This is a genomic window from Microbacterium sp. ABRD28 (genome assembly GCF_003850245.1).
Lineage (GTDB): Bacteria > Actinomycetota > Actinomycetes > Actinomycetales > Microbacteriaceae > Microbacterium.
In genome coordinates this window covers 1,537,770-1,559,730 of the sequence record NZ_CP031015.1, presented here as the reverse complement: position 1 = coordinate 1,559,730, position 21,961 = coordinate 1,537,770, and the positions used below count along the sequence as shown (strand labels likewise).

General features: G+C 70.6%; 20 protein-coding genes and 1 tRNA gene. 8 read left to right on the top strand and 13 right to left on the bottom strand.

The genetic code is table 11. The annotated features are described in order from the left end of the window. Positions 1-6: 6 nt before the first annotated feature. The gene (locus DT073_RS07555) at positions 7-702 is read right to left on the bottom strand and encodes an L-threonylcarbamoyladenylate synthase (protein ID WP_124292833.1); all 696 of its coding nucleotides are present in this window, start codon (positions 700-702) and stop codon (positions 7-9) included. A gap of 71 nt (positions 703-773) precedes the next feature. Then, on the bottom strand, positions 774-1,652 hold the full coding sequence (prmC, locus tag DT073_RS07550) for a peptide chain release factor N(5)-glutamine methyltransferase (RefSeq protein ID WP_124292832.1): 879 nt from the start codon (positions 1,650-1,652) through the stop codon (positions 774-776). An 87-nt stretch (positions 1,653-1,739) separates the two neighbouring features. Between prmC and cysK (DT073_RS07545) the strand changes: the two genes are divergently transcribed. From cysK (DT073_RS07545) to epsC, 3 genes are read left to right on the top strand one after another with little or no spacing between them, the layout of a single operon-like run. Then, positions 1,740-2,678 carry a cysteine synthase A gene (gene cysK, locus DT073_RS07545; RefSeq protein WP_124292831.1) on the top strand — a complete coding sequence of 313 codons (939 nt, stop codon included), beginning with the start codon at positions 1,740-1,742 and terminating at the stop codon, positions 2,676-2,678. Positions 2,679-2,710: 32 nt separating this feature from the next. Continuing rightward, positions 2,711-3,664 carry a cysteine synthase A gene (gene cysK / locus DT073_RS07540; protein WP_124292830.1) on the top strand — a complete coding sequence of 318 codons (954 nt, stop codon included), beginning with the start codon at positions 2,711-2,713 and terminating at the stop codon, positions 3,662-3,664. Then, positions 3,661-4,239 (top strand): serine O-acetyltransferase EpsC, encoded by a 579-nt coding sequence (epsC, locus tag DT073_RS07535; RefSeq protein ID WP_124292829.1) that lies wholly within the window; start codon positions 3,661-3,663, stop codon positions 4,237-4,239. Before cysK (DT073_RS07540) ends, epsC begins: the two co-directional genes overlap by 4 nt. 6 nt (positions 4,240-4,245) lie before the next feature. Here the strand turns inward: epsC and DT073_RS07530 are convergent, their stop codons facing one another. Then, positions 4,246-4,677, bottom strand: coding sequence for a hypothetical protein (locus DT073_RS07530; protein ID WP_124292828.1), 432 nt, complete (start codon positions 4,675-4,677; stop codon positions 4,246-4,248). A 94-nt stretch (positions 4,678-4,771) separates the two neighbouring features. On the opposite strand from DT073_RS07530, the gene DT073_RS07525 reads away from it, so the two are divergent. Further along, positions 4,772-6,169: an amidase gene (locus tag DT073_RS07525; RefSeq protein ID WP_124292827.1), complete on the top strand. Its 1,398-nt coding sequence runs from the start codon at positions 4,772-4,774 to the stop codon at positions 6,167-6,169. Positions 6,170-6,211: 42 nt separating this feature from the next. Here DT073_RS07525 and prfA read toward each other — a convergent pair whose 3' ends face one another. The 9 genes from prfA to DT073_RS07480 form a co-directional block, all read right to left on the bottom strand. Further along, positions 6,212-7,291: a peptide chain release factor 1 gene (prfA, locus tag DT073_RS07520; RefSeq protein ID WP_124294411.1), complete on the bottom strand. Its 1,080-nt coding sequence runs from the start codon at positions 7,289-7,291 to the stop codon at positions 6,212-6,214. Between the two features lie 26 nt (positions 7,292-7,317). Continuing rightward, the gene (gene rho / locus DT073_RS07515) at positions 7,318-9,504 is read right to left on the bottom strand and encodes a transcription termination factor Rho (RefSeq protein WP_124292826.1); all 2,187 of its coding nucleotides are present in this window, start codon (positions 9,502-9,504) and stop codon (positions 7,318-7,320) included. 178 nt (positions 9,505-9,682) lie between these two features. Beyond that, the gene (gene thrB / locus DT073_RS07510) at positions 9,683-10,621 is read right to left on the bottom strand and encodes a homoserine kinase (RefSeq protein WP_124292825.1); all 939 of its coding nucleotides are present in this window, start codon (positions 10,619-10,621) and stop codon (positions 9,683-9,685) included. Further along, on the bottom strand, positions 10,618-11,706 hold the full coding sequence (thrC, locus tag DT073_RS07505) for a threonine synthase (protein ID WP_124292824.1): 1,089 nt from the start codon (positions 11,704-11,706) through the stop codon (positions 10,618-10,620). The genes thrB and thrC overlap by 4 nt, the downstream gene beginning before the upstream one ends. Position 11,707: 1 nt before the next feature. Further along, positions 11,708-13,048 (bottom strand): homoserine dehydrogenase, encoded by a 1,341-nt coding sequence (locus DT073_RS07500; RefSeq protein WP_124292823.1) that lies wholly within the window; start codon positions 13,046-13,048, stop codon positions 11,708-11,710. Next, positions 13,041-14,441 (bottom strand): diaminopimelate decarboxylase, encoded by a 1,401-nt coding sequence (lysA, locus tag DT073_RS07495; protein ID WP_240638805.1) that lies wholly within the window; start codon positions 14,439-14,441, stop codon positions 13,041-13,043. The genes DT073_RS07500 and lysA overlap by 8 nt, the downstream gene beginning before the upstream one ends. Positions 14,442-14,645: 204 nt before the next feature. Continuing rightward, a complete protein-coding gene (locus DT073_RS07490) occupies positions 14,646-15,473 on the bottom strand; it encodes an LmeA family phospholipid-binding protein (RefSeq protein WP_205783057.1) in 828 nt (275 codons plus the stop codon). Positions 15,474-15,477: 4 nt separating this feature from the next. Next, positions 15,478-17,142, bottom strand: a complete 1,665-nt coding sequence (gene argS / locus DT073_RS07485) for an arginine--tRNA ligase (RefSeq protein ID WP_124292821.1) — start codon at positions 17,140-17,142, stop codon at positions 15,478-15,480. A gap of 48 nt (positions 17,143-17,190) precedes the next feature. Continuing rightward, positions 17,191-18,012, bottom strand: coding sequence for a transglutaminase-like domain-containing protein (locus DT073_RS07480; protein ID WP_124292820.1), 822 nt, complete (start codon positions 18,010-18,012; stop codon positions 17,191-17,193). 69 nt (positions 18,013-18,081) lie between these two features. Between DT073_RS07480 and DT073_RS07475 the strand changes: the two genes are divergently transcribed. Together DT073_RS07475 and DT073_RS07470 are read left to right on the top strand one after the other, a co-directional pair. Next, a complete protein-coding gene (locus tag DT073_RS07475; protein ID WP_164478166.1) occupies positions 18,082-18,903 on the top strand; it encodes an SGNH/GDSL hydrolase family protein in 822 nt (273 codons plus the stop codon). A gap of 43 nt (positions 18,904-18,946) precedes the next feature. Further along, positions 18,947-19,019 (top strand) — tRNA-Arg (locus tag DT073_RS07470). A gap of 192 nt (positions 19,020-19,211) precedes the next feature. Here DT073_RS07470 and DT073_RS07465 read toward each other — a convergent pair. After that, positions 19,212-20,024 (bottom strand): TspO-related membrane protein, encoded by an 813-nt coding sequence (locus DT073_RS07465; RefSeq protein WP_124292819.1) that lies wholly within the window; start codon positions 20,022-20,024, stop codon positions 19,212-19,214. A 535-nt stretch (positions 20,025-20,559) separates the two neighbouring features. Here DT073_RS07465 and DT073_RS07460 point away from each other — a divergent pair. Together DT073_RS07460 and DT073_RS07455 are read left to right on the top strand one after the other, a co-directional pair. Continuing rightward, complete coding sequence (locus DT073_RS07460) at positions 20,560-21,483, top strand: hypothetical protein (RefSeq protein WP_124292818.1); 924 nt, start codon at positions 20,560-20,562, stop codon at positions 21,481-21,483. After that, positions 21,473-21,829, top strand: a complete 357-nt coding sequence (locus DT073_RS07455) for a GntR family transcriptional regulator (protein WP_124292817.1) — start codon at positions 21,473-21,475, stop codon at positions 21,827-21,829. The genes DT073_RS07460 and DT073_RS07455 overlap by 11 nt, the downstream gene beginning before the upstream one ends. Positions 21,830-21,961: the final 132 nt, after the last annotated feature.

Below are 21,961 nucleotides of genomic sequence, written 5' to 3'. Positions count from 1 at the left end.
CCGCTCTCACTCGGCGTCGCCCGCCGGTGCCGGCTGCGGATCCTCCAGCAGCTCGCCCAGCACCTCGCGGAGCCGATCCCGACCGATCGCGCCGTCGCGGAGGATCCGCACCCGAGGCTCGGCGCCGCGCACCACCAGGGGCGTGGCATCGACGATGGTCGAGGCGACCCCGACGTCGGCGGGTCCGCCGTCGAGGTAGACCGCGATGCTGTCGCCGAGCATGGCCTGGGCCTCGTCGATCCGCACGGCCGCCGGCTGTCCGGTGAGATTGGCGCTGGAGACGGCCAGGGGGCCGGTCTCCTCCAGCAGTTCCAGCGCGATGCGGTGGGCGGGCATGCGCACCGCGACGGTGCCGTGGGTCTCGCCGAGGTCCCACGACAGTGACGGCTGAGAGGGCAGAACGATGGTCAGACCGCCCGGCCAGAACTCCGCGACCAGGCGTTCGACCGGCTCGGGGACTTCCGCCACCAGTGCCCGCAGCGTCGCCTGTCCCGCCACGAGCACCGGCGGCGGTGACTGGCGGCCCCGTCCCTTGGCGTCGAGCAGCCGTTGCACGGCGCGGGCGTTGAACGCATCGGCGGCCACGCCGTAGACGGTGTCGGTGGGCATCACGACGAGGTCGCCGCGGCTGATGGCCTGTCGGGCCTGCCGCATACCGGGAAGGAGCTGCTCGTCGTCACGGCAGTCGAAGAGGGTAGACATGACGCGACGAGTCTACGGCCCCGACCTCCGCGTGCCCCGGGCTCCCCTCCGTCGCGGGCCCGCGGCCCGGTTCAGGGACGCAGCGCGGTGGTCGCGCGATCCCGGAGGGTGAGATCCCGGTGGGTCGCTGCAGCGCGCCATCCGTCCGTCGTCAGCAGTGCGCGGATCTCGGCACCCTGCCATTCCCCGTGCTCGATGATGAGCACCCCGCCCGGATGCAGCAGTCGGCGTCCGACGCCGCTGAGCACGCGGACGACGTCGAGTCCGTCGGGACCGCCGTAGAGCGCGGCGGGTGGATCGAAGAACCGCACCTCCGGGTCGCGGGGCACCGCGTCGTCGGGAACGTAGGGCGGGTTGGAGACCAGCACGGAGACGGTTCCGTCGAGCTCACCGAACGCGGCGGCGAGATCGACGAACGCGACACGCGCATTCGGAGCGCCCACGGCGGCGAAGTTCTCCTTCGCCCAGAGGAACGCCTCGACGTCGTTCTCGGCAGCGTGCACCCGGGCGTGGGGAACCTCCGTCGCCAGCGCGAGGGCGATCGCGCCGCTGCCCGTGCCGAGATCGACGGCGATCGGCTCGGGTGACGCAGCCGCGCGAAGGGCGTCGATCGCCAGCTGAGCGACCATCTCGGTCTCGGGGCGTGGGACGAAGACCCCCGGGCCCACGCGCAGCTCCAGATGACGGAAGGGGGCGCGTCCGGTCAGATGCTGCAGCGGCACACGCGTCGCCCGTTGATCGACGAGGGCGTCGAACCGGGAGCGCTGGGCGGCGTCGAGGCGTGCACCGCGGATGGCGGACGCCTGCACCTCTCCCCGACCGAGTCCCAGAACGTGTCCCGCGAGCAGTTCGGCATCGACGTCGGCGCCGCCGACACCGGCGCGTTCGAGCCGTGCCCGGGCATCGCGAAGCGCGTCGGCGAGGGGGATCGCGGCGGAGGAGCTGTTCATGACCGCCGTCCAGACTGTCACATTCGGGCCGTCTCCCCCTGCCTCCCGTAGGCTTTCAGGGTCACCCCACCGCCCGAAAGGTCCGCCATGCCCGGCATCCACCCCGACATCACGTCCGCCTTCGGCGACACGCCGCTCGTCCGACTGAACCGGGTCACCGAGGGGCTCCCCGGCACGGTCATCGCGAAGCTGGAGTTCTACAACCCCGCGTCCAGCGTCAAGGACCGCCTCGGGATCGCGATCGTGGACGCGGCGGAGGCGTCGGGTGAGCTCACGCCCGGCGGCACGATCGTCGAGGCCACCAGCGGCAACACCGGCATCGCGCTGGCGATGGTCGGGGCCGCCCGCGGCTACCGGGTGATCCTGGCGATGCCGTCGTCGATGTCTATCGAGCGCCGTATTCTGCTGCGCGCATACGGCGCCGAGGTCGTCCTGACCGATCCTGCCGGCGGCATGAAGGGCGCCGTTGCGAAGGCGCAGGAGATCGTGGCCGAGACCCCGGGAGCGGTTCTCGCCCGTCAGTTCGAGAACGAGGCCAACCCGGCCATCCATCGCAAGACCACGGCGGAGGAGATCCTCCGCGACACCGACGGCGCCGTCGACTACCTCGTCGCGGGCATCGGCACCGGCGGCACCATCACCGGCGTCGGGCAGGTGCTGAAGGAGCGCGTGCCGGGAGTGAAGATCGTCGCGGTCGAGCCGGCGGATTCGCCCCTGCTGACCACCGGCACCCCCGGGCCCCACAAGATCCAGGGGATCGGCCCGAACTTCATCCCCGCCATCCTCGACCGGGGCGTCATCGACGAGGTGTTCGACGTCGAGTTCGATGACGCCGTCGCCACGGCGCGTGACGTGGGCGCCCGCGAGGGCATCCTCGTCGGGATCTCGTCGGGCGCCGCGGTGTGGGCTGCGCTGCAGCTCGCGGCCCGCCCCGAGGCGGCGGGAAAGAACATCGTCGTCATCATCCCGTCCTTCGGCGAGCGCTACCTCTCCACGCCGCTGTACGCCGACCTCCGCGAGGACTGAGCCGGGTCCTCCCGGCGGCGAAGAGCGCTCCCGTGTCCGCCATCCATTCCGACATCACCACCGCGTTCGGCGGCACGCCGCTCGTACGGCTGAACGCCCTGACCGAGGGCCTCCACGCCGAGGTCGTCACCAAGCTCGAGTTCTACAACCCCGGCGCGAGCGTCAAATGCCGCCTCGGCATCGCCCTCGTCGACGCCGCAGAGGCCTCGGGCGAACTCCGGCCCGGCGGCACGATCGTGGAGTCCACGAGTGGGAACACCGGCATCGCCCTCGCGCTCGTCGGAGCCGCACGCGGCTACCGCGTCATCCTCACGATGCCGGCATCGATGTCGAAGGAGCGTCGGACGCTGCTGAAGGCCTACGGCGCCGAACTCGTCCTCACCGATCCGTACAAGGGGATGACGGAGGCCGTCCGCACGGCGAAGCAGATCGCCGCCGACACCCCTGGCGCCGTCCTCGCCCGGCAGTTCGAGCACCCGGCCAATCCGGAGATCCACCGTCGGACGACCGCGGAGGAGATCTGGCGCGACACCGACGGTCGCGTGGACTACTTCGTCGCGGGATCGGGCACCGGCGGCACCGTCACCGGCGTCGGTCGCGTGCTGAAGGAGCGGAACCCCGACGTCAGGGTCGTCCTCGTGCAGCCGAAGGACTCCCCCGTTCTCACCGAGGGACGAGCGGGCGGGCACCGCATCCAGGGCATCGGCCCCAACTTCGTCCCCGACGTGCTCGATCGCAGCGTCGTGGACGAGATCGTCGACGCCGACTTCGACGACGCGATCCGGGTCGCCCGTGACCTGGCTGAACGCGAAGGCATCCTCGCCGGGATGTCGGCGGGCGCCGCCGTGAGTGCGGCCCTGCAGATCGCCCGTCGCCCCGAAGCATCCGGGAAGCGCATCGTCGTCATCGTGCCGGACTCGGGCGAACGCTACCTCTCGACCGCGATGTACGCGGACCTCCGCGAAGAACAGGCGGTACCGGCATGATCCTCACGCGAGCCCTCGCGCGGGTGCGCGAAGACCTCGCCGCCGCGAAGCTGCGCGACCCCGCCGCGCGCGGGGCGCTGGAGATCGCTCTGCTCTACCCGGGCCTCCACGCGATCTGGGCGCACCGCGTCTGGCACGCGCTCTGGCAGCGACGCCTGCGGTTCGTCGCACGGCTCGGCTCGCAGGTGACCCGCTGGGTCACGGGAATCGAGATCCACCCGGGCGCCGTCATCGGACGCCGCTTCTTCATCGACCACGGCATGGGGATCGTCATCGGCGAGACCGCCGAGGTCGGCGACGACGTGATGCTGTATCACGGGGTCACCCTCGGCGGGCGACAGCGCGAGGGGGGGAAGCGTCACCCCACGCTGCTCGACGGCGTGGCTGTCGGTGCGGGCGCGAAGATCCTCGGGCCGATCACGATCGGCGCCCGCTGCGTCGTCGGCGCGAATGCCGTGGTGACCAAGGACGCCCCCGCCGACAGCGTGCTGGTGGGGGTGCCCGCCAAGCCCCGGCCGCGGCGCGAGGGGATGGACACCCGCGCCGTTCTGACCGCGCCGGAATACGTGATCTGAGCCGGTTCAGGCCCGCTTCTCGCGCCCGTTGGCGCCGTCACGTCGCTCATCGATTCTGCGCTTGAGGAAGATCATCGGCAGGAACAGCGTCGCGAGCGCCGTGACGAGCCAGACGATCACCGGCGCCAGGATCCACGTGAGCACGAACGGCTGGCCGATCGTGAGGCCGGCTCCGGGGATGAGCACCACGACGATCAGGGCGACCAGCGTGGAGATGATGCCGATGCCACCGAGGAGGGCGGGGGCGTTCCTGCGGGCGACGCTCGCGATCCACGGGGTGAGGATGCTCTGCAGCACCGCGAAGATGACGATGGCCAGGGCGAATCCCCACCAGTTGGCCCAGTCGATGCGGAATCCGGACAGGAGGAGATCTGCCACGATCAGCCCGAGCGCGGCGGAGACGAGGAAGATGAGCGCGCGGATGAGGAAGATGATCACGCGCTCAGGGTACGCCTCGCGACTGGTCGAGGCGGGCCGGTCCGGCTCCGCCACGCCGCAGGGCGCAGGCGGCCGGGCTGGCTAGGGTCGGAGGGTGAGTGATCTCCTCGGGATGTCGGCGGTCGACCTCGCCGCGGCGCTGCGGCGTCGCGAGCTCAGCGCTGTCGAGGTCGTTCAGGCCGCCCTCGCGCGGGCCGCGGCGACGAGCGAGCTGGGGGCCTTCGTCGACGTGACCGCCGAACGGGCCCTCGAGCAGGCGGCGCGCCGAGACGCCGCCGCGCCGGCGGGGCCGCTCTGGGGCGTCCCGATCGCCGACAAGGATCTGGTGGCGCGCGCCGGAGTCCCCACCCGTTATGGATCCCGCACCCGCGTCGACTTCGTCCCGACCGCATCAGACCCGCTCGCCGCGGCCCTGGATCGGGTGGGCGCCGTGAGCATCGGGAAGACCAGCACCTCGGAGTTCGGCCTGACGGGGTACACCGAGCCGCTCGAGGGCGGAGCCTGGGCGCGCGACCCGTGGAACCCCGCCCACGGAGCGGGCGGTTCGAGCGGCGGAGCAGCGGTGGCGGTGGCGGCGGGCGTGCTGGCGATCGCGCCGGGGTCGGACGGCGGCGGATCGATCCGGATCCCGGCGGCCACCGTGGGCGTGGTGGGGCTGAAGCCGTCGCGGGGCCGCCTTCCCCTCGGGTCGGGCCTGGACGCACCCGACGGACTCGCGGTCGCCGGGCCCATCGCGGGGACGGTCGAGGATGCGGCGTTCTTCTTCGACGCGCTGTGCGGACTCGCCCCCTACGACTTCTCGGTGCGTGCCGCCGATTCGCCGCCGTTCCTCCCGGCGACGGCCGCGGACCCGCCTCGCCTCCGCGTGGGTGTCACGACGGTGTCGCCGTGGGATGACGACCTCGAGATCGCGGTGGATCCCGCGGCGATCGGCGCGCTCGATGAGGCCGCGAGAAGCCTCGCGTCCGAAGGACACGTGGTGGAGGATGCCGCGTGGCGACCGCACGGCTACGGACCGCTCTTCCGGGTGCTGTGGCGCGCAAGCGCTGCCCGCATCCCTCTCACCGATGACGACCTGCGGATGGTCGAACCGCTCACCGCCTGGCTCGTGCGCGAGGGACGCGCCCTCGACGCCCGGGGTCTGCTCGGCGCCCTCGCCGAGGCACGCGTCTTCGAGCGGGAGACGATCGCCGCGTTCGCGCCCTACGACGTCGTCCTCACCCCGGCGCTCGCGCAGACGCCGCGTCCCATCGGCTGGTACGACCGCGACGACCCCGAGCGGGGCTTCGCCCAGCAGGTGGAGTACGCGCCCTTCAGCAGCTTCGTCAACGTCGCCGGCCTTCCGGCACTCGTGCTCCCCCTGGTGATGGCCGCCGGGCACCCGGTCAGCGTGCAGCTCATCGGCCGCCCGGGCGGCGAGCGGACGATCCTCGCCGCCGCCGCGCAGCTCGAGCGTCTTCGCGGGGCGCTCCCCCGTCCCCCGGCGCCCTGAGCCGTCGCGCCGGCGGAGAGCCTCTGTCTGGCGGCGTCGCCGTCAGGAGTCGCCGCCGAGGGCGGCGAGCCGCTCCTCCTCGTCGGCGGCGATGCACGACGCGATGAGGGGCTCCAAAGCGCCGTCCATCACCTGGTCGAGGTTGTAGGCCTTGTAACCGGTGCGGTGGTCGGCGATGCGGTTCTCGGGGAAGTTGTACGTGCGGATCCGTTCGGAGCGGTCCATCCCCCGGATCTGCGACTTCCGGGCATCGGATGCCGCGGCATCCCGTTCCTCCTGCTGACGCGCGAGGAGTCTGGCACGCAGCACCCGCATACCGGCCTCACGGTTCTGCAGCTGCGACTTCTCGTTTTGCATCGACACGACGATGCCGGTCGGGAGGTGGGTGATGCGCACCGCCGAGTCGGTGGTGTTCACCGACTGACCGCCCGGCCCCGAGGAGCGGAAGACATCGACCTTGAGGTCGTTCGGGTCGATCTGCACCTCTTCGGGCTCGTCGACCTCGGGGAAGACGAGCACACCGGTAGTCGAGGTGTGGATCCGCCCCTGAGACTCCGTGGCGGGAACGCGCTGTACGCGATGAACGCCGCCCTCGTACTTCAGGTGCGCCCACACGCCCTGCGCGGGGTCGGTCGACGATCCCTTGATCGCCACCTGGACGTCTTTGAAGCCGCCGAGGTCGGACTCCGTGCGCTCGAGCAGCTCGGTCTTCCAGCCCTTCGCGGCGGCGTACTGCACGTACATCCGCAGCAGGTCCGCGGCGAACAACGCGCTTTCGGCGCCGCCCTCGCCGGCCTTGATCTCCATGATCACGTCGCGGGCGTCGTCCGGATCCCGGGGGATCAGCAGGCGCCGCAGCTTCTCCTGCGCCTCGGTGAGCCGAGCCTCGAGCGCCGGGACCTCCTCGGCGAACGACGCGTCCTCCCGTGCGAGATCGCGCGCGGCATCCAGATCCTCGGATGCCGCGAGCACGGCCTCGTGGGCCGCGACGATGCGCGACAGCTCGGCGTACCGCCGGTTGACCCGCTTCGCGCGCGCCGCGTCGGCGTGCACGGCCGGATCGGACAGCTCGTGCTGCACCGCTGCGTGCTCGTCGATCAGCGCGCGGACGGACTCCCACATCGCGGGCTCAGCCACGGGCGATCCGCTCAGCGGATGCTGTTGTCGTGACCGTGGCTGCTGCCGTGGCCGCCGTGACCGCCCTGGGCCGGTGCCGGCATCGACTTCTGCATCTGTACGAGGAACTCGACGTTCGAGCCGGTCTCCTTGAGCTTGCCGAGCACGACCTCCAGCGCCTGCTGGGGGTCCAGACCCGCGAGGGCCCGCCGGAGCTTCCAGGTGATCTTGACCTCGTCGGCCGACATCAGCATCTCTTCGCGACGCGTCGACGACGCATTGACGTCGACGGCGGGGAAGATGCGCTTGTCGGCGAGCTGACGGTTCAGGCGCAGCTCGCTGTTGCCGGTGCCCTTGAACTCCTCGAAGATCACCTCGTCCATCTTCGAGCCGGTCTCGACCAGCGCGGTGGCGAGGATCGTCAGCGAGCCGCCGTTCTCGATGTTGCGCGCTGCGCCGAAGAACCGCTTGGGCGGGTACAGGGCCGAGGCGTCGACCCCGCCGGTGAGCACGCGACCCGAGGTGGGCGCGGAGATGTTGTAGGCACGACCCAGGCGCGTGATCGAGTCCAGCAGCACGACGACGTCGCGACCGAGCTCCACCAGGCGCTTGGCCCGCTCGATGGCGAGCTCGGCGACCGTGGTGTGGTCCTCGGCCGGCCGGTCGAAGGTCGAGGCGATGACCTCGCCGCGGACCGTCCGCTGCATGTCGGTCACTTCTTCGGGGCGCTCGTCGACGAGCACGACCATCAGGTGCACCTCGGGGTTGTTGATCGCGATGGCATTGGCGATCTGCTGCAGCACGATCGTCTTCCCGGCCTTCGGCGGCGCGACGATCAAGCCGCGCTGGCCCTTGCCGATGGGCGCCACGAGGTCGATGATGCGCTGCGTGAGCTTCTCGGGCGCCGTTTCCAGGCGCAGGCGCTCCTGCGGGTACAGCGGCGTGAGCTTGCCGAACTCGACGCGCTCGGCGGCGTCGTCGACCGACAGGCCGTTGACGGCGTCGACCTTCACGAGCGCGTTGTACTTCTGGCGGCTGGACTGCTCGCCCTCGCGCGGCTGCTTGATCGAGCCGACGACGGCGTCGCCCTTGCGCAGGTTGTACTTCTTCACCTGACCGAGCGAGACGTAGACGTCCTGCGGTCCGGGGAGGTAGCCGGTGGTGCGCACGAAGGCGTAGTTGTCGAGCACGTCGAGGATGCCCGCGATCGGGATGAGGACGTCATCCTCATTGATCTCGGTCTCGAACTCGTCGACCGGGCCCTGGCCCCGGCGCTTGTTGCGCTGGCGACCGCGTCCGCCGGTCGAAGAATTGTCTTCATCGGATGCGTCGGGGCCGGCGTTCGCGGCGGCGGCGGCGTTCTGGTTCTGCGCGCCGCGACCGTTGCCACCCTGGTTCTGACCGCCCTGGTTCTGGCCGCCCTGGCCGTTGCCGGCCTCCTGCGCGGCTCCGTTCTGGCCGCCGCGGTTGCGGTTGCGGTTGCGGCTCCGACTCCGGCCACGCGACGGGGCCTCGTCGGCGTCGTCGCGGCTGCCCGCGTCGGCGTCACCCTCGGAAGAGGACGACGCGTCGTCGGACTGCTCGCCGGCAGGCGCTGCCGTATCACCCTCGGACGTGCTGTCGGTGGCGGGCGCCTCCGCCGGGGAGGTCGTGGCGCCGGCGACGCTCTCACTGGACGCGGCGTCGGCGTCGGCCTCGCTCTGGCTGGACGCGGCGTCGGCGGCCGTGTCGTCGACGGCAGCCGCCGTCTCGGGCGCCGGGGCAGGGGCCTCGTCGACGGCGGACTGGTCGGCGGCCGGCTGGTCCGCGGCAGGCGCCTCGTCCGCCGCGGCGGTCTTCTCGGCCTTGGTGGCGCGGGTGCGCTTGGGGCGGGTGGTCGCCGTGGCGCCCTCGGTCTTGGCACGGCGGGGCGCACGCTTGCGCGGCGCGGCCTCGGCGGGGGCCTCCTCGGCAGGAGCGTCGGCGGGCGCCTCCACGACGGCGGCGGCATCGGCGGCCGGTGCCTCGCCAGCGGCATCGGCGGATTCCGCAGCGGGGGCGTCGGCGGGCGTCGCTTGGGCGACGGCATCCGTGCTCTTCTCGGCGTCCGCCGCAGCAGTGGCCTCGGCCTCGGGCTGGTTGTCGGGGGTGGTGTTCGGGTCCGTGGCGACCGCCTCGGGCGCGTCCGCGCGCTCGTCGGTGGTGTCGTCAGGGGTGTGGACCTCGGAGATGGACTCCACGAGTTCTCCTTGTCAGCAGATTGCAGGCAGATGAATGTCAGACGGTGCACGACGACCGCACGCGCGGCAAAGCAGAATCTCGTCCGGATACCGGCGACCTGGCGTGGCTAGAGCGCTTCGTCAGGACGAGAGGTGTGCGGTGGTTTCGCAGAATTGCGACGGAGGCCAGATTCACGTATCACGTGGAACCCTCCGCGTACTCCCTCACTGTACCACCCTTGACGTCGACGGCCAGCATGAGGGCCTCCCACGGGGTGTCGGTGGCGCGTTCGGCGACGGCCACCGCCTCGAGGCGCCGACCCGGCCCGTCGGCGAGAACGAGGACGCTGGGCCCGGCCCCGGAGACGACCGCGGCGAACCCCACCGCGCGCAGCGCCCGCACCAGCCTGTCGGTGTCGGGCATGGCCTGCGCGCGATAGTTCTGGTGCAGCTTGTCCTCGGTGGCCGCCAGGAGCAGCTCGGGGCTCTGGGTCAGTGCCGCGATCAGCAGCGCCGACCGCGAGACGTTGAACACGGCGTCTTCGCGCGGCACCTGAAGCGGCTGCAGGCTCCGCGCGACCGAGGTCGACATCGTGAACTCGGGGACGAACACCAGCGGCGCGACACCGCGGTGCACGAGCAGCTTCTTGTGCTGCGGACGCCCGTCGTCGACCCAGGCGATCGTGAGTCCGCCGAAGAGGGCCGGCGCGACGTTGTCGGGGTGACCCTCCATCTCGGTGGCCAGGCGCAGCAGGGTGTCGTCGTCGAGGTCGACGTCGCCGGCGAGGAGCCCCTTGGCCGCGAGGAGGCCCGACACGACCGCCGCCCCCGAGGAACCGAGTCCACGCCCGTGCGGAATGACGTTCACGGCGCGAAGACGCAGCCCCGGCACCTCACGTCCGACCGCGTCGAACGCGTAGCGGATCGCGGTCACCACGAGGTGCGAGGCGTCGCGCGGAACACCGTCGGCACCCTGTCCCTCGACCTCGATCTCGAGGCGGCCGGGTTCGAGGGCGGTGACCGTCAGCTCGTCGTAGACGCTCAGGGCGAGGCCGAGAGTGTCGAATCCCGGACCGAGATTCGCGCTCGTCGCCGGCACCCGCACGACGACTTCTCGCCCCACGGGCACCCCGCTCACGCCGGTGCCGCGACAGGGGCGAGCTCGAGCACCGAGGCGACCTCGGTGGTCGCGGCGTCGACGACCGTCGGCTGCACCTGCGAGCCGTCGGCGTTGCGCAGCGCCCACTGCGGGTCCTTCAGCCCATGCCCGGTCACGGTGAGCACCACGCGCGACCCCGCGGGGATGACCCCGGCCTCGGCGCGGTCGAGAAGCCCCGCGACGCTGATCGCCGAAGCGGGCTCGACGAAGATGCCGACCTCGCCCGAGAGAAGCTTCTGCGCGGCGAGGATGCGCTCGTCGTCGATGGCGCCGAAGTAGCCGTCGGTGGCCTCGCGCTCCTCGAGGGCGAACTGCCACGACGCGGGGTTTCCGATCCGGATGGCGCTGGCGATCGTCTCGGGGTGACGCACGACCGCGCCGGTCACCAGCGGCGCGCTGCCGGCCGCCTGGAAACCGAACATGCGGGGCACCCGGGTGGCCACGCCGCGTTCGACCTCTTCCCGGTAACCGCGCGAGTAGGCGGTGTAGTTGCCGGCGTTGCCGACCGGGATGAAGTGGAAGTCCGGTGCGTCGCCGAGCACCTCGACGACCTCGTAGGCCGCCGTCTTCTGACCCTCGATGCGGTCGGGGTTGACGGAGTTCACCAGGTGCACCGGGTAGTTGTCGGCGAGCTCGCGCGCGATCTCGAGGCAGTCGTCGAAGTTGCCGCGGATCTGAATGAGACGCCCCTGATGGGCGACGGCCTGGCTGAGCTTGCCCATCGCGATCTTGCCCTCGGGTACGAGGACGGCCGCGGTGATGCCGGCGTGCGCGGCGTAGGCCGCCGCCGAGGCGGAGGTGTTGCCCGTCGAAGCGCAGATGACCGCCTTCGCGCCGTGCTCGACGGCGCGCGAGAGCGCGACCGTCATACCGCGGTCCTTGAACGATCCGGTCGGGTTCATCCCCTCGTACTTCACCCAGACGTCGGCACCCGTGCGCCGCGACAGCGCCGGGGCCGGAAGAAGGGGCGTGCCGCCCTCCCCCAGGGTGACCACGGTGGAGTCGTCGGTCACTCCCAGTCGATCGGCGTATTCGCGGAGGACTCCCCGCCAGACGTGCGCCATGTCACTCTCCTTCCACTCGCAGCACCGAGACGACCCGCTCGACGACGCCGCTGCCGGCCAGTCGTGCCACGGTCTCGCTCAGGTCCTGCTCCTTGGCTTTGTGCGTGCCGATGACCAGGCGCGCGGTGTTCTCAGGGGTCTGGGGCGCGGTGCCGCCACCGGGGACCGGTTCACCGGCGACCGTCTGCTCGACGGTCGCGATCGACACACGCCCCTCCGACAGGATCCCGGCCACCGTGGCGAGCACCCCCGGCTGGTCGTCGACCTCGAGGGTGATCTGGTAGCGCGTGGTGACCCTGCCGATCGGCACGACGGCGAGGTTGGCCCGCGTGGACTCCCCCACGCCGACGCCGCCGGCGATGTGACGCCGAGCAGCCGACACCACGTCGCCGAGCACGGCCGAGGCGGTCTGCACGCCGCCGGCACCCGCGCCGTAGAACATGAGGTTGCCCGCGGCCTCGGCCTGGACGAACACGGCGTTGTTGGCGCCGTGGACGCTGGCGAGGGGGTGGGTGCGGTCGATGAGAGCGGGGTAGACCCGAACCGAGATCGACTCGGCGTCGCCGGCGTCGCGCAGACGCTCGCAGACGGCGAGCAGCTTGATCACGAGGCCGGCGTGCCGTGCGGCATCCATCATCGCCTTGTCGATGCCGGTGATCCCCTCGCGGTGAACCGACTCCAGGGGCACCGAGGTGTGGAAGGCCAGGCTCGCCAGGATCGCGGCCTTCTGGGCGGCGTCGTAGCCCTCCACATCCGCTGTCGGGTCGGCCTCGGCGTACCCGAGACGCTGCGCGTCGGCGAGCACGTCGGCGAACTCGGCCCCCTCGGTGTCCATGCGGTCGAGGATGTAGTTGGTCGTGCCGTTGACGATGCCCATGATGCGCTGCACGCGGTCGCCTGCCAGCGAGTCGCGCAGCGGCCGGATGATCGGGATCGCACCCGCCGCGGCCGCTTCGTAGTACACCTGCGCTCCGACCTGGTCGGCGGCGTCGAAGATCTCGGGGCCGTGGGTGGCCAGGAGCGCCTTGTTGGCCGTGACGACGTCGGCGCCGGAGTTGATCGCCTGCAGCAGATAGGTGCGGGCCGGCTCGATCCCGCCCATGAGCTCGATCACGATGTCGGCGCCGACGATGAGGCTCTCGGCGTCGGTGGTGAACAGCTCCTTGGGCAGGTCGGTCTCGCGCGGGGCGTCGAGATTGCGCACCGCGATGCCGGCGAGCTCGAGGCTGGCACCGGCCCTGTCGGCGAGCTCGGCGCTGTGGAGGCGCAGCAGTGCGGCGACCTGGGAGCCGACGGCGCCGGCTCCCAGGAGCGCCACGCGCAGGCGACGGTAGTCAGGCATGAGGTCCCTTCGATGATGCGTCGGCCGGCCGCGCCGCGGCGCCGACGTCTCGGGCGAGGAGGTCGTCCACGTTCTCGCCGCGGACGATGAGCCGGGCCTCGCCGTCGCGGACGGCGACGACCGGGGGCCGGGGTACGGCGTTGTAGTTGCTGGCGAGCGAGTAGCAGTAGGCGCCGGTCGCGGGGACGGCGAGCAGGTCACCGGGAGCCACATCGCCGGGCAGGTACTCGAGGTCGACCACGATGTCGCCGGCTTCGCAGTGCTTGCCCACGACCCGGCTGAGCGCGGGGTCGGCGGTGCTGGTGCGCGAGGCGATCCGGGCGGAGTACTGCGCACCGTAGAGGGCGGTGCGGGCGTTGTCGCTCATCCCGCCGTCGACGCTGACATAGAGGCGGTCCACGCCCGACTCGAGGTGCACGGGCTTGACCGTGCCGACTTCGTACAGGGTCACCCCCGCCTGGCCCACGATGGAGCGTCCGGGCTCGAACGCGAGGCGGGGAACGGGGATGCCGCGGGCCGCGCACTCCTCGGCGACCGCACCGACGATGGCCGCGGCGAGGTCTGCGATGTCGGTGGGTTCATCGGTCTCGGTGTAGGCGATACCGAACCCTCCGCCGAGGTTCAGGGCGGGGACCTCGCCCCCCTCGAGCAGCGCGGCGTGCAGATCGATCAGACGCGACGCGGCCTCTCGGAACCCCGCGACTCCGAAGATCTGCGAGCCGATGTGAGAGTGCAGCCCGCCGAGCCGGAGACCGGGGATCTCGCGGATGCGCGCCACCGCGGCGGGAGCATCGTGCAGGGCGAAGCCGAACTTCTGGTCCTCGTGAGCGGTGGCGAGGAACGAGTGGGTCTCGGCGTGCACGCCGCTGTTGACACGGACGAAGACGGTCTGAGGGCCGGTGCGCGGCGCGTCGGCGCGCGCTGTCAGAGCAGCCAGACGCTCGATCTCGATGTGGCTGTCGACGACGATGGAGCCGACGCCCACGTCGATCGCTCGCTCGAGCTCGGCGACGCTCTTGTTGTTGCCGTGGAATCCCACAGCCGCGGCATCCGCTCCACCCGCGATCGCGATGGCGAGTTCCCCGCCGCTGGCGACGTCGACGCCCAGGCCCTCCGCGGTCACCCACCGCACGATCTCGGTGGACAGGAACGCCTTCCCCGCGTAGTAGACGCGGGCCGTGGTGCCGTGCGCGGCGGCGGCGCCCTCGAAGGCGTCGCGCACGCGCCGGGCGTGCTCGCGCACCTCGGACTCGTCCATCACGTACAGCGGGGTGCCGAATCGGGCGGCCAGCGCCGTCGCCGCGACTCCCCCGAGCACGAGCTCTCCGCCGTCGTCTCGATGCGCACGCGCGGGCCACACGGCAGCGACGAGGGCGTTGGGATCGGCGGGCACGTCTCGAGCGGGAGACGAGCCGGGCGATGGGGCGGCGGACACGGGTGGGAGACCAATCAGTGGATGCTTCGGCGCGACGTCGACCGGGATCGCCGGTGTGACGGGCTGCCTCGACCGGAGGACTCACGCGTCGGGCAGTCCTTGCAGTCTAGGGCAGAGCCCCACTGCCCACCGGTCGCGTGACGTCCGGCCTCGTCCGACCCGTCATGCACACGTGCCGTTCTCCTGCAGCGAGACATCGCGGACGATGGCGGGGTCGACATCGAACGATCCGGTCAGCCGGTCGCCCTCGACGACGAGGTCGGTCAGGGTGACCCCCGCCGGCAGGTCGCCGGCGATGCAGACGGTCCAGGTCTGGAGCACGCCGTCGGCGAGCCCGCCGAACTGGTCGCGCACGCCATCGGCGGTGAGCTCCGCCCCCGCCACCGACACCGCGGAGGGGGTGAGGGCGAGGTCGCCCTCCACCGCCTGGGGGACGACCGCGATCGTCACCGGCACCTCGACCCCGAACACCGGGAAAGCGGTGGAGAGGCGCACGTCCGGAGCGTCGAGCGCGACCTCGGCACCGTCCGGAAAGCCCTCGAGGCTGCCGAGGAGGGCCTGCAGTTGCGCCGTGTCGAGGGTGACAGATCCCGACCCGGCCTCCAGGTCGGCATCCCCTCTGATCGGAACCCCCTGGACGCGGACATCGATGTCGCCGGTCAGCGGCCCGATCGTGACATCGTCCGATGAGATCGCGAGGTCGTCGAGGCTCCCGCGGATCAGCTGCGGGAGGACGGCACCGGAAACCTCGACGTCGATCTGCTGATCGGCCGGGAGCGCGAGATTGGTGATCACCTGCTCGCGGACGGTGCGGATGACGAGGTCTCGCGCGACGGCCTCACCGACGAACCACGCCACGACCGCCAGGCCCGCCACCATGAAGAAGGCCAGCAGCCACGGCCAGACCCGGCGACGCCGGCGCGGGGGCGGCGCGGTGGCGATCGCCCACTCGGGGAGCGGCTGCGTCGGCTGGGTGTCCCCCGGGTTCACCGTGCTACATCCGCTCAGGTGCCGAGACGCCGAGGAGCGTCAGGCCGTTACGGAGCACCTGGCCGGTGGCATCGTTCAGCCACAGGCGGGTGCGGTGCACCGGTTCGATGGGCTGGTCCCCCAGCGGGATGACGCGGCAGTTGTCGTACCAGCGGTGGTAGAGCCCGGCGAGCTCCTCGAGGTAGCGTGCGACCCGGTGCGGCTCGCGCACCTCGGCGGCGAACGCCACGATCCGGGGGAACTCCTGCAGGGCTCCGAGCAGCGCCGACTCCGTCTCGTGGGTGAGCAGCTCGGGTGCGAACTCCGACCGGTCCACCCCGGAGTCCGCAGCGTTGCGCGAGACGTTGTGGGTGCGGGCGTGGGCGTACTGGACGTAGAAGACGGGGTTGTCGTTCGTGCGCTTCTGAAGGACGTCGAGGTCGACGTCGAGATTGGAGTCGGTCGAGCTGCGCGTGAGGGCGTACCGCGCCGCGTCCGTTCCCACGATCTCGACGAGATCCTCCATGGTCACGACTGTCCCGGCCCGCTTGGACATCCGGACGGGCTGACCGTCCTTCACGAGATTGACCAGCTGGCCGATGAGGATCTGCAGGTTCACGTTCGGCGTGTCACCGAATGCGGCGCACATCGCCATCATGCGTCGCACGTAGCCGTGGTGGTCGGCGCCGAGCATGATGATGCACTGGGTGAAGCCCCGCTCGCGCTTGTCGAGGTAGTAGGCGAGATCGCCGGAGATGTACGCCGGCTGCCCGTCGGACTTGATGACGACCCGGTCTTTGTCGTCCCCGAACCGAGTGGTCTCCAGCCACGTCGCACCGTCGGCCTCGTAGATGTGTCCGAGCTCGCGAAGCCGGGCGACGGCGCGCTCGACGGCGCCCGAGTCGTGGAGGTCGTTCTCGTGGAAGTAGACGTCGAAGTCGACACCGAACTCGTGGAGGCTGGCCTTGATCTCATCGAACATGAATGAGACGCCGAGTTCGCGGAACGCCTCTTGCTTCGCCTCGGCGTCGAGGGCATCGATGTCGCCTTCGTAGGCGACAGCGACGCGACGGGCGATGTCGCCGATGTACGCTCCGCCGTAGCCGTCCTCGGGGGTCGGCCGCCCTTCGTGTGCGGCGACCAGGCTGCGGGCGAATCGGTCGATCTGCGCGCCGTGGTCGTTGAAGTAGTACTCCCGGGTCACCCGAGCGCCCTGCGACGACAGCAGGCGCGCTAGCGCGTCGCCGACCGCCGCCCACCGGGTGCCGCCCAGATGGATCGGGCCGGTCGGGTTGGCTGAGACGAACTCGAGATTGATCACCTCGGCGGCCAGCGCGTCGCCGGTGCCGTAGGCCTCCCCCGCATCGACGATCTGCTTCGCCAGGGCGCCGGCAGCGGCGGCATCCAGTCGGATGTTGATGAAGCCGGGTCCCGCCACCTCGACCTCGGCGACGCCGTCGACGGCGCGGAGGCGCTCGGCGATCTCACCCGCGAACTCGCGCGGGTTCGCCCCGACCGCCTTCGACAGCTTCAGTGCGGCGTTGGAGGCCCAGTCGCCGTGGTCGCGGTTCTTCGGCCGTTCCAGCACCAGGTCGGCCGCCGTCAGCCCCTCGCTCGCCCCCGGACGTCGGGCCTCGGCAAGCGGGGCGATGACGTCGAGCAGGGCGGCGGAGAGCGTGTCGGGATTCATAGCCCGACCAGTCTAGATGTGGCGGGTATACCCGCCGGATGCCGTGGGTCAGCCGATCCGCACGAGGGCGCGGTGGTCGTCGGCGCCGCCCGGGAGATCCGGATCGACGCCCTCCCCCGCCGTCCATTCGGCGTCGACCCGGAGGTGCTGCAGGCCGACCGCACCCCCGTGGTAGCTGAGGAACGCGCAGTCCGCGGCATCGCGCCCGGTGGCGATGCGCACGAGCGAGCGCCGGTCGGCCAGCCGTGTCGCGTCGATGACGTACCAGGCTCCGTCGAGGTAGGCCTCGGCGACGGCGTGGAAGTCCATGGGCGTGAGCCCCGGGGCGTAGCAGGCGGTGTAGCGCGCCGGCACATCCATCGCCCGCAGCAGCGCGATGACCACGTGCGCGTAGTCGCGACAGACGCCCTGCCCGGTCATGAGCGTCGTGACCGCGCTGTCGGTGCCCTGACTGAGGCCGGGGGCGTAGGTCGTGCTGGATGCGACGAAGTCCTCGACCGCCGCCAGCAGCTCGGCACCCTCCAAGCCCCGGAACTGACGGCGGGCCTGGGCGAACACCTCGTCGGACTGGCAGTACCGGCTCGGCCGGAGGTAGGTGATCGTCTCGAGGTCGCGGGGTTCGGTCGCCGCGGCGGGGCCGGTGACGACCGCGCGGTAGCGGACCTCGAGCACCCCCGCCTCGCCCGTGATGCGGTGCAGGCGGCTGCCGTTCTGGTCGACGATCTCGGTCGGCGTGTACTCGCGATCGCCCTGACGGAGCGTCAGAGACTCCTCGGCGAGGGGGGTGTGACGGGTCGCCGCGACCTGGAGGATCAGGTCGACGGGAGACCAGATCTCCAGGTCCATTTCAGCGGTCACGACACGCGGCACCGGAGTATCCTCGCACGCTCCGAGAGCGTCGGATTCGGTGCAGGGCCGAGAGTGATTTACCCTTCCCGTGTGACCCGTGCCCTCGCCCCCCGGCCGTCGTGGCGTGGCCGCCTGATTGCGGCAGTGCTGGCGCTCGCCGTCGCCGTCGGCGCGGTGACCGCCGTGGCGGTCATCCGGGACTGGCTCACGCCTCCCCCGGCCCCGCCGGTGGCTGTCGCGGCGCCGGAGGACGCGGTCATCCAGCCCGCACCGCTCGTGCTCCCCGAGACCCCCCGCATCCTGGTGTTCGGCGACTCGTGGACCTTCGGCTCGGCCGCCAGCGACCCGTCCCTCGGCTATGCGTACCTCTTGGCCGATCGCCTCGGCGCCGAGGTCACGGTGAACGGTGTTCGTGGCAGCGGCTACCTCAAGCCGGGTTTGGACGGCGGTTCGTTCGGTGAGCGCGTGGCGGCGCTGGACCCTTCGCTGGATCCCGACCTGGTGATCCTGCAGGGCTCGATCAACGACCGCCGCCTCTACCCCGCAGGGTACTCCGAGGCCGTGACGGCGGTCTGGGACGCGGTCGCGGCGACCTACCCCGAGGCCTCGGTCGTGATCCTCGGCCCCGCGCCGCAGGTGCTGCCGGTGGAGGCGGCGACCGCGCAGATCGACGATGACCTCGCTGCTCTCGCGGCCGGCCGCGGCTGGTGGTACATCTCCCCGATCGACGAGGAGTGGATCACCGAGACCAACTACGACGCGGTGATCGACACCGGGATCGGCCGCGACCACCCGTCAACCGACGGTCATGCCTACCTCGCCGACCGCGTCGCCGAGGCCGTGCGCACTCTCGGCGAGGGAGCGGATGTCGTCGCCGACGCGCCGCTGAACGAGGACATCGTCGCTCCCTGACCGTCGGGAAGGCCCCCTTCCGGGTGGTAATCTCGACCGGTACGCCTCCGTAGCTCAGGGGATAGAGCGTTGGTTTCCGGTACCAAAGGTCGCAGGTTCGATTCCTGTCGGGGGCACTCCTTCTTCATCGCGTGAATGGCGTCCCGGCGCGCATTCGCGATGTCGGCGCTCGGTGAGCCCACCGCGATCGATGGTCGCGAACGGCGATCTTCCAATGCGCAATCCCGCCACACGCGCCACCTCCGAAGCCGGCGCCGCGGGGCCCACACTGGTCTCGGCCCGCAGACCCCGTTACTCCGCTCCGAGCGTCAGCCCACGCCGCGGCGGGCGCGAAGCGCACGCACCACCACCGTCGAGCCGACGACGATCGCCACGCCCACGCCCAGCGCGACCGCGAGGACGGTGAAGCCGCCTAGGCTCGACGAGATCCCCGCGCCCACGAGCGCGTACGACGCGGCGAGCGCGTAGAACGCACTTCCGCCGCTCAGCACCACGAACACCACAGCGACGCCGGCCGCGGCGGCGATGACGAACAGCTGCCACGTCGTGCCCCACACCCCGTCATTCGGGGCGCCGGCCCCCTGGGCGACCGTGGCGACGTTGACGAAGAACGCCATCGAAGTCCATCCCGCGTAGATCCCTTGCGAGACGTACAGCGTGATGCGGTCCACGGGCTTCCAACCGGCGATCTCGGCGCGCCCCTGGGTGATCCGCCGCCACGCGACGGCGTGGGCCCCGACGATGAGCACGAACACCAGGAGTGTGAGCGGCGACTGCTGACCCAGGGACGCGGCGGCCAGCCACAGCGCGAATCCCGCGTAGACGAAGCTGAGTGGCACGACGAGCCGGTCGCGCACCGCAGAGTCCCGCACCGAGGGGCGCACCTGCAGCACCGACCACAGGATGCTCGCGGTGATGATGACTCCCCAGATCGCGAACATCGGGCCCGGCGGCACGATCGGCGAGAACTCCACGCCCGACTGCAGGTCGTTCGGCGAGAACACCTCGAACACCACGTTCGACACGATCTGCCCGAGCGCGAGCACGAGAACGATCGCGCGCCCGAGGAGAACCCGGTCGACGGATGCCGCGGTGCGGCCGGTTTCGGTGAGAGCGGACATCGTGATCCCTTCCGACGAGTTCCACGCTACGCCCGCGTGAGGGACTCGGGACGAAGAACAGGGCGTAGAGGAGCCCTGGTTTGTGCGCGTGAACGGAAACGCGAACAAGGCTGCGCGTGATCGCTTGCGAGCCAGGTTTTGCCCTTCCCGCACATCTTCGACCGCGACCCGTCTCGTATCTTTTCCGTTCGTTTGCACTGACCAGTTTTGGAGCGCGTCGCGGGCGTCGAAACGCGCTCGTTGAGGATGCTGACAAAGATCTCGCCGCACGGCTCAAATAGGAGTAGCGCAGCGGCCGATTCGGAGTCGACGTCCAGCACACCCGCGTGCGAGCGGAAGGCAGCGCGGCTGAATCGCTCAATGCCTCAACCGGTTCGACGTCCGCCGATCGTTCCTGCGTCTAAGGCCTTGCGCAACGCTTGGAGTCATCGCGTGAGCGGGATTCGCGTGTGAATGTTGAGATCAGGCGTTGACTCTGTATCAAGCCAGTGACACACTCACCGTACTTATAACTTGGTACGGATGGTGGTGTCGGATGTATGCGACGTATGCCGCGTTGATGATCGCGCCGGCGGTGATCGGGTTGGTGCTGGCGATGCTGCTGACCAGGCTCTGGCCCCGGGTGGTGGCTGATCTGCCGGCGCGCGCTCGCGTGTGGGCCGTGGTTGGGCTCGCGATCGCGGTGACGCTTGCGGTTGTGGTTCTGGGCAGCGGTAACTGGCCGTTCCAGGTCGTCACCCTCCCTAGCCCGTTCGGGTGGTTGTCGATGATTCCTGGCGAGTGGCAGTTCACAGCTTCGCTGGTCGGCGGCATCATCGCCACGGGGCTGCAATGCATTCCGGCCACACCGCGACCGAGACGAGCAGTGGCGGATCTTGCTCGCCGGACGCCGGCCACGTTCGCGCCGCGGGGGTGGTTAGCGTTCGCGATCGTCATCGCCGTCAGTGCTGTGGCGCTCGCTGTGGTGGGTGGTGTGGCATCGCAACCAGACGAGGACGGTGCGTACTCGATGTGGATGCAGGATGCCGGAGTCGGTACCGTCGGCCGCCTGATCTACGGATGGGCATTCTCCGGCCCGAGCCTCCTCCTGATAGCCGTGCTTGCAGCAACAGCGGTGCTGGGGCTCGCGGTGATTGCACGGCCACCAGTCGCCGAAGAATCCGCCGACGACCTCGAGATCCGGCGGTTCCGAAGTCGGACGATCCTCATGACAGCGTCTGGCGCCGGCCTCATCCATTTAGGTGCTGTGCTGATCTTCTTCGCCTACACCGCAGCCCTCAACACCGGGATTCCGCTGGACGGCGCGCTCGTGCCAGTCTTCCCACCCTTCGCGTTCCTCGCCCCCGCACTTCTCATACTCGGCGCCTGCGCGATCACAACTGGGTTCGTCTTCTGGTTCCGAGTACTTATCGAGCAGCTGGCGGCCACGCGAACCCGGACGGCGTCTCATGCGCATTGAACTGGCCGGATCTACTCCGCCCTCGGATCAGATCGCCGACCAACTACGCGGACTGATCGCATCCGGCCAACTCGCCGCGGACGATCGGCTGCCCTCTGTCCGCCAACTCGCCCGCGACCTTTCCGTCGCCCCCGGAACCGTCGCGAAGGCATACCGCGCACTCGAGTCCGAGGGCATCCTTCGCGCAAAGGCCGGCGGAAGCACCCGCGTCAGCCCATCAGCCTCGACCACGAACCGTGCCGTCCTCGATGCCGCCAGAGCCCTCGCGCACCAGTGCGCAACAGCCAACGTCGGACTGGACGACGCCATCCGCCTTCTCCGCGCAACCTGGGACCCCCAGACCTAATGGACATCGTGGCGGCACGGACAACTGGTGTACGTCCGCTGTGCGTTTTCGGTCACGGCTCCACCACCTTTCACTGCAGCGTGGCATTCCGCGTGAACTCAGCGTTCGACCGGCACATCCAGATCAGTGATG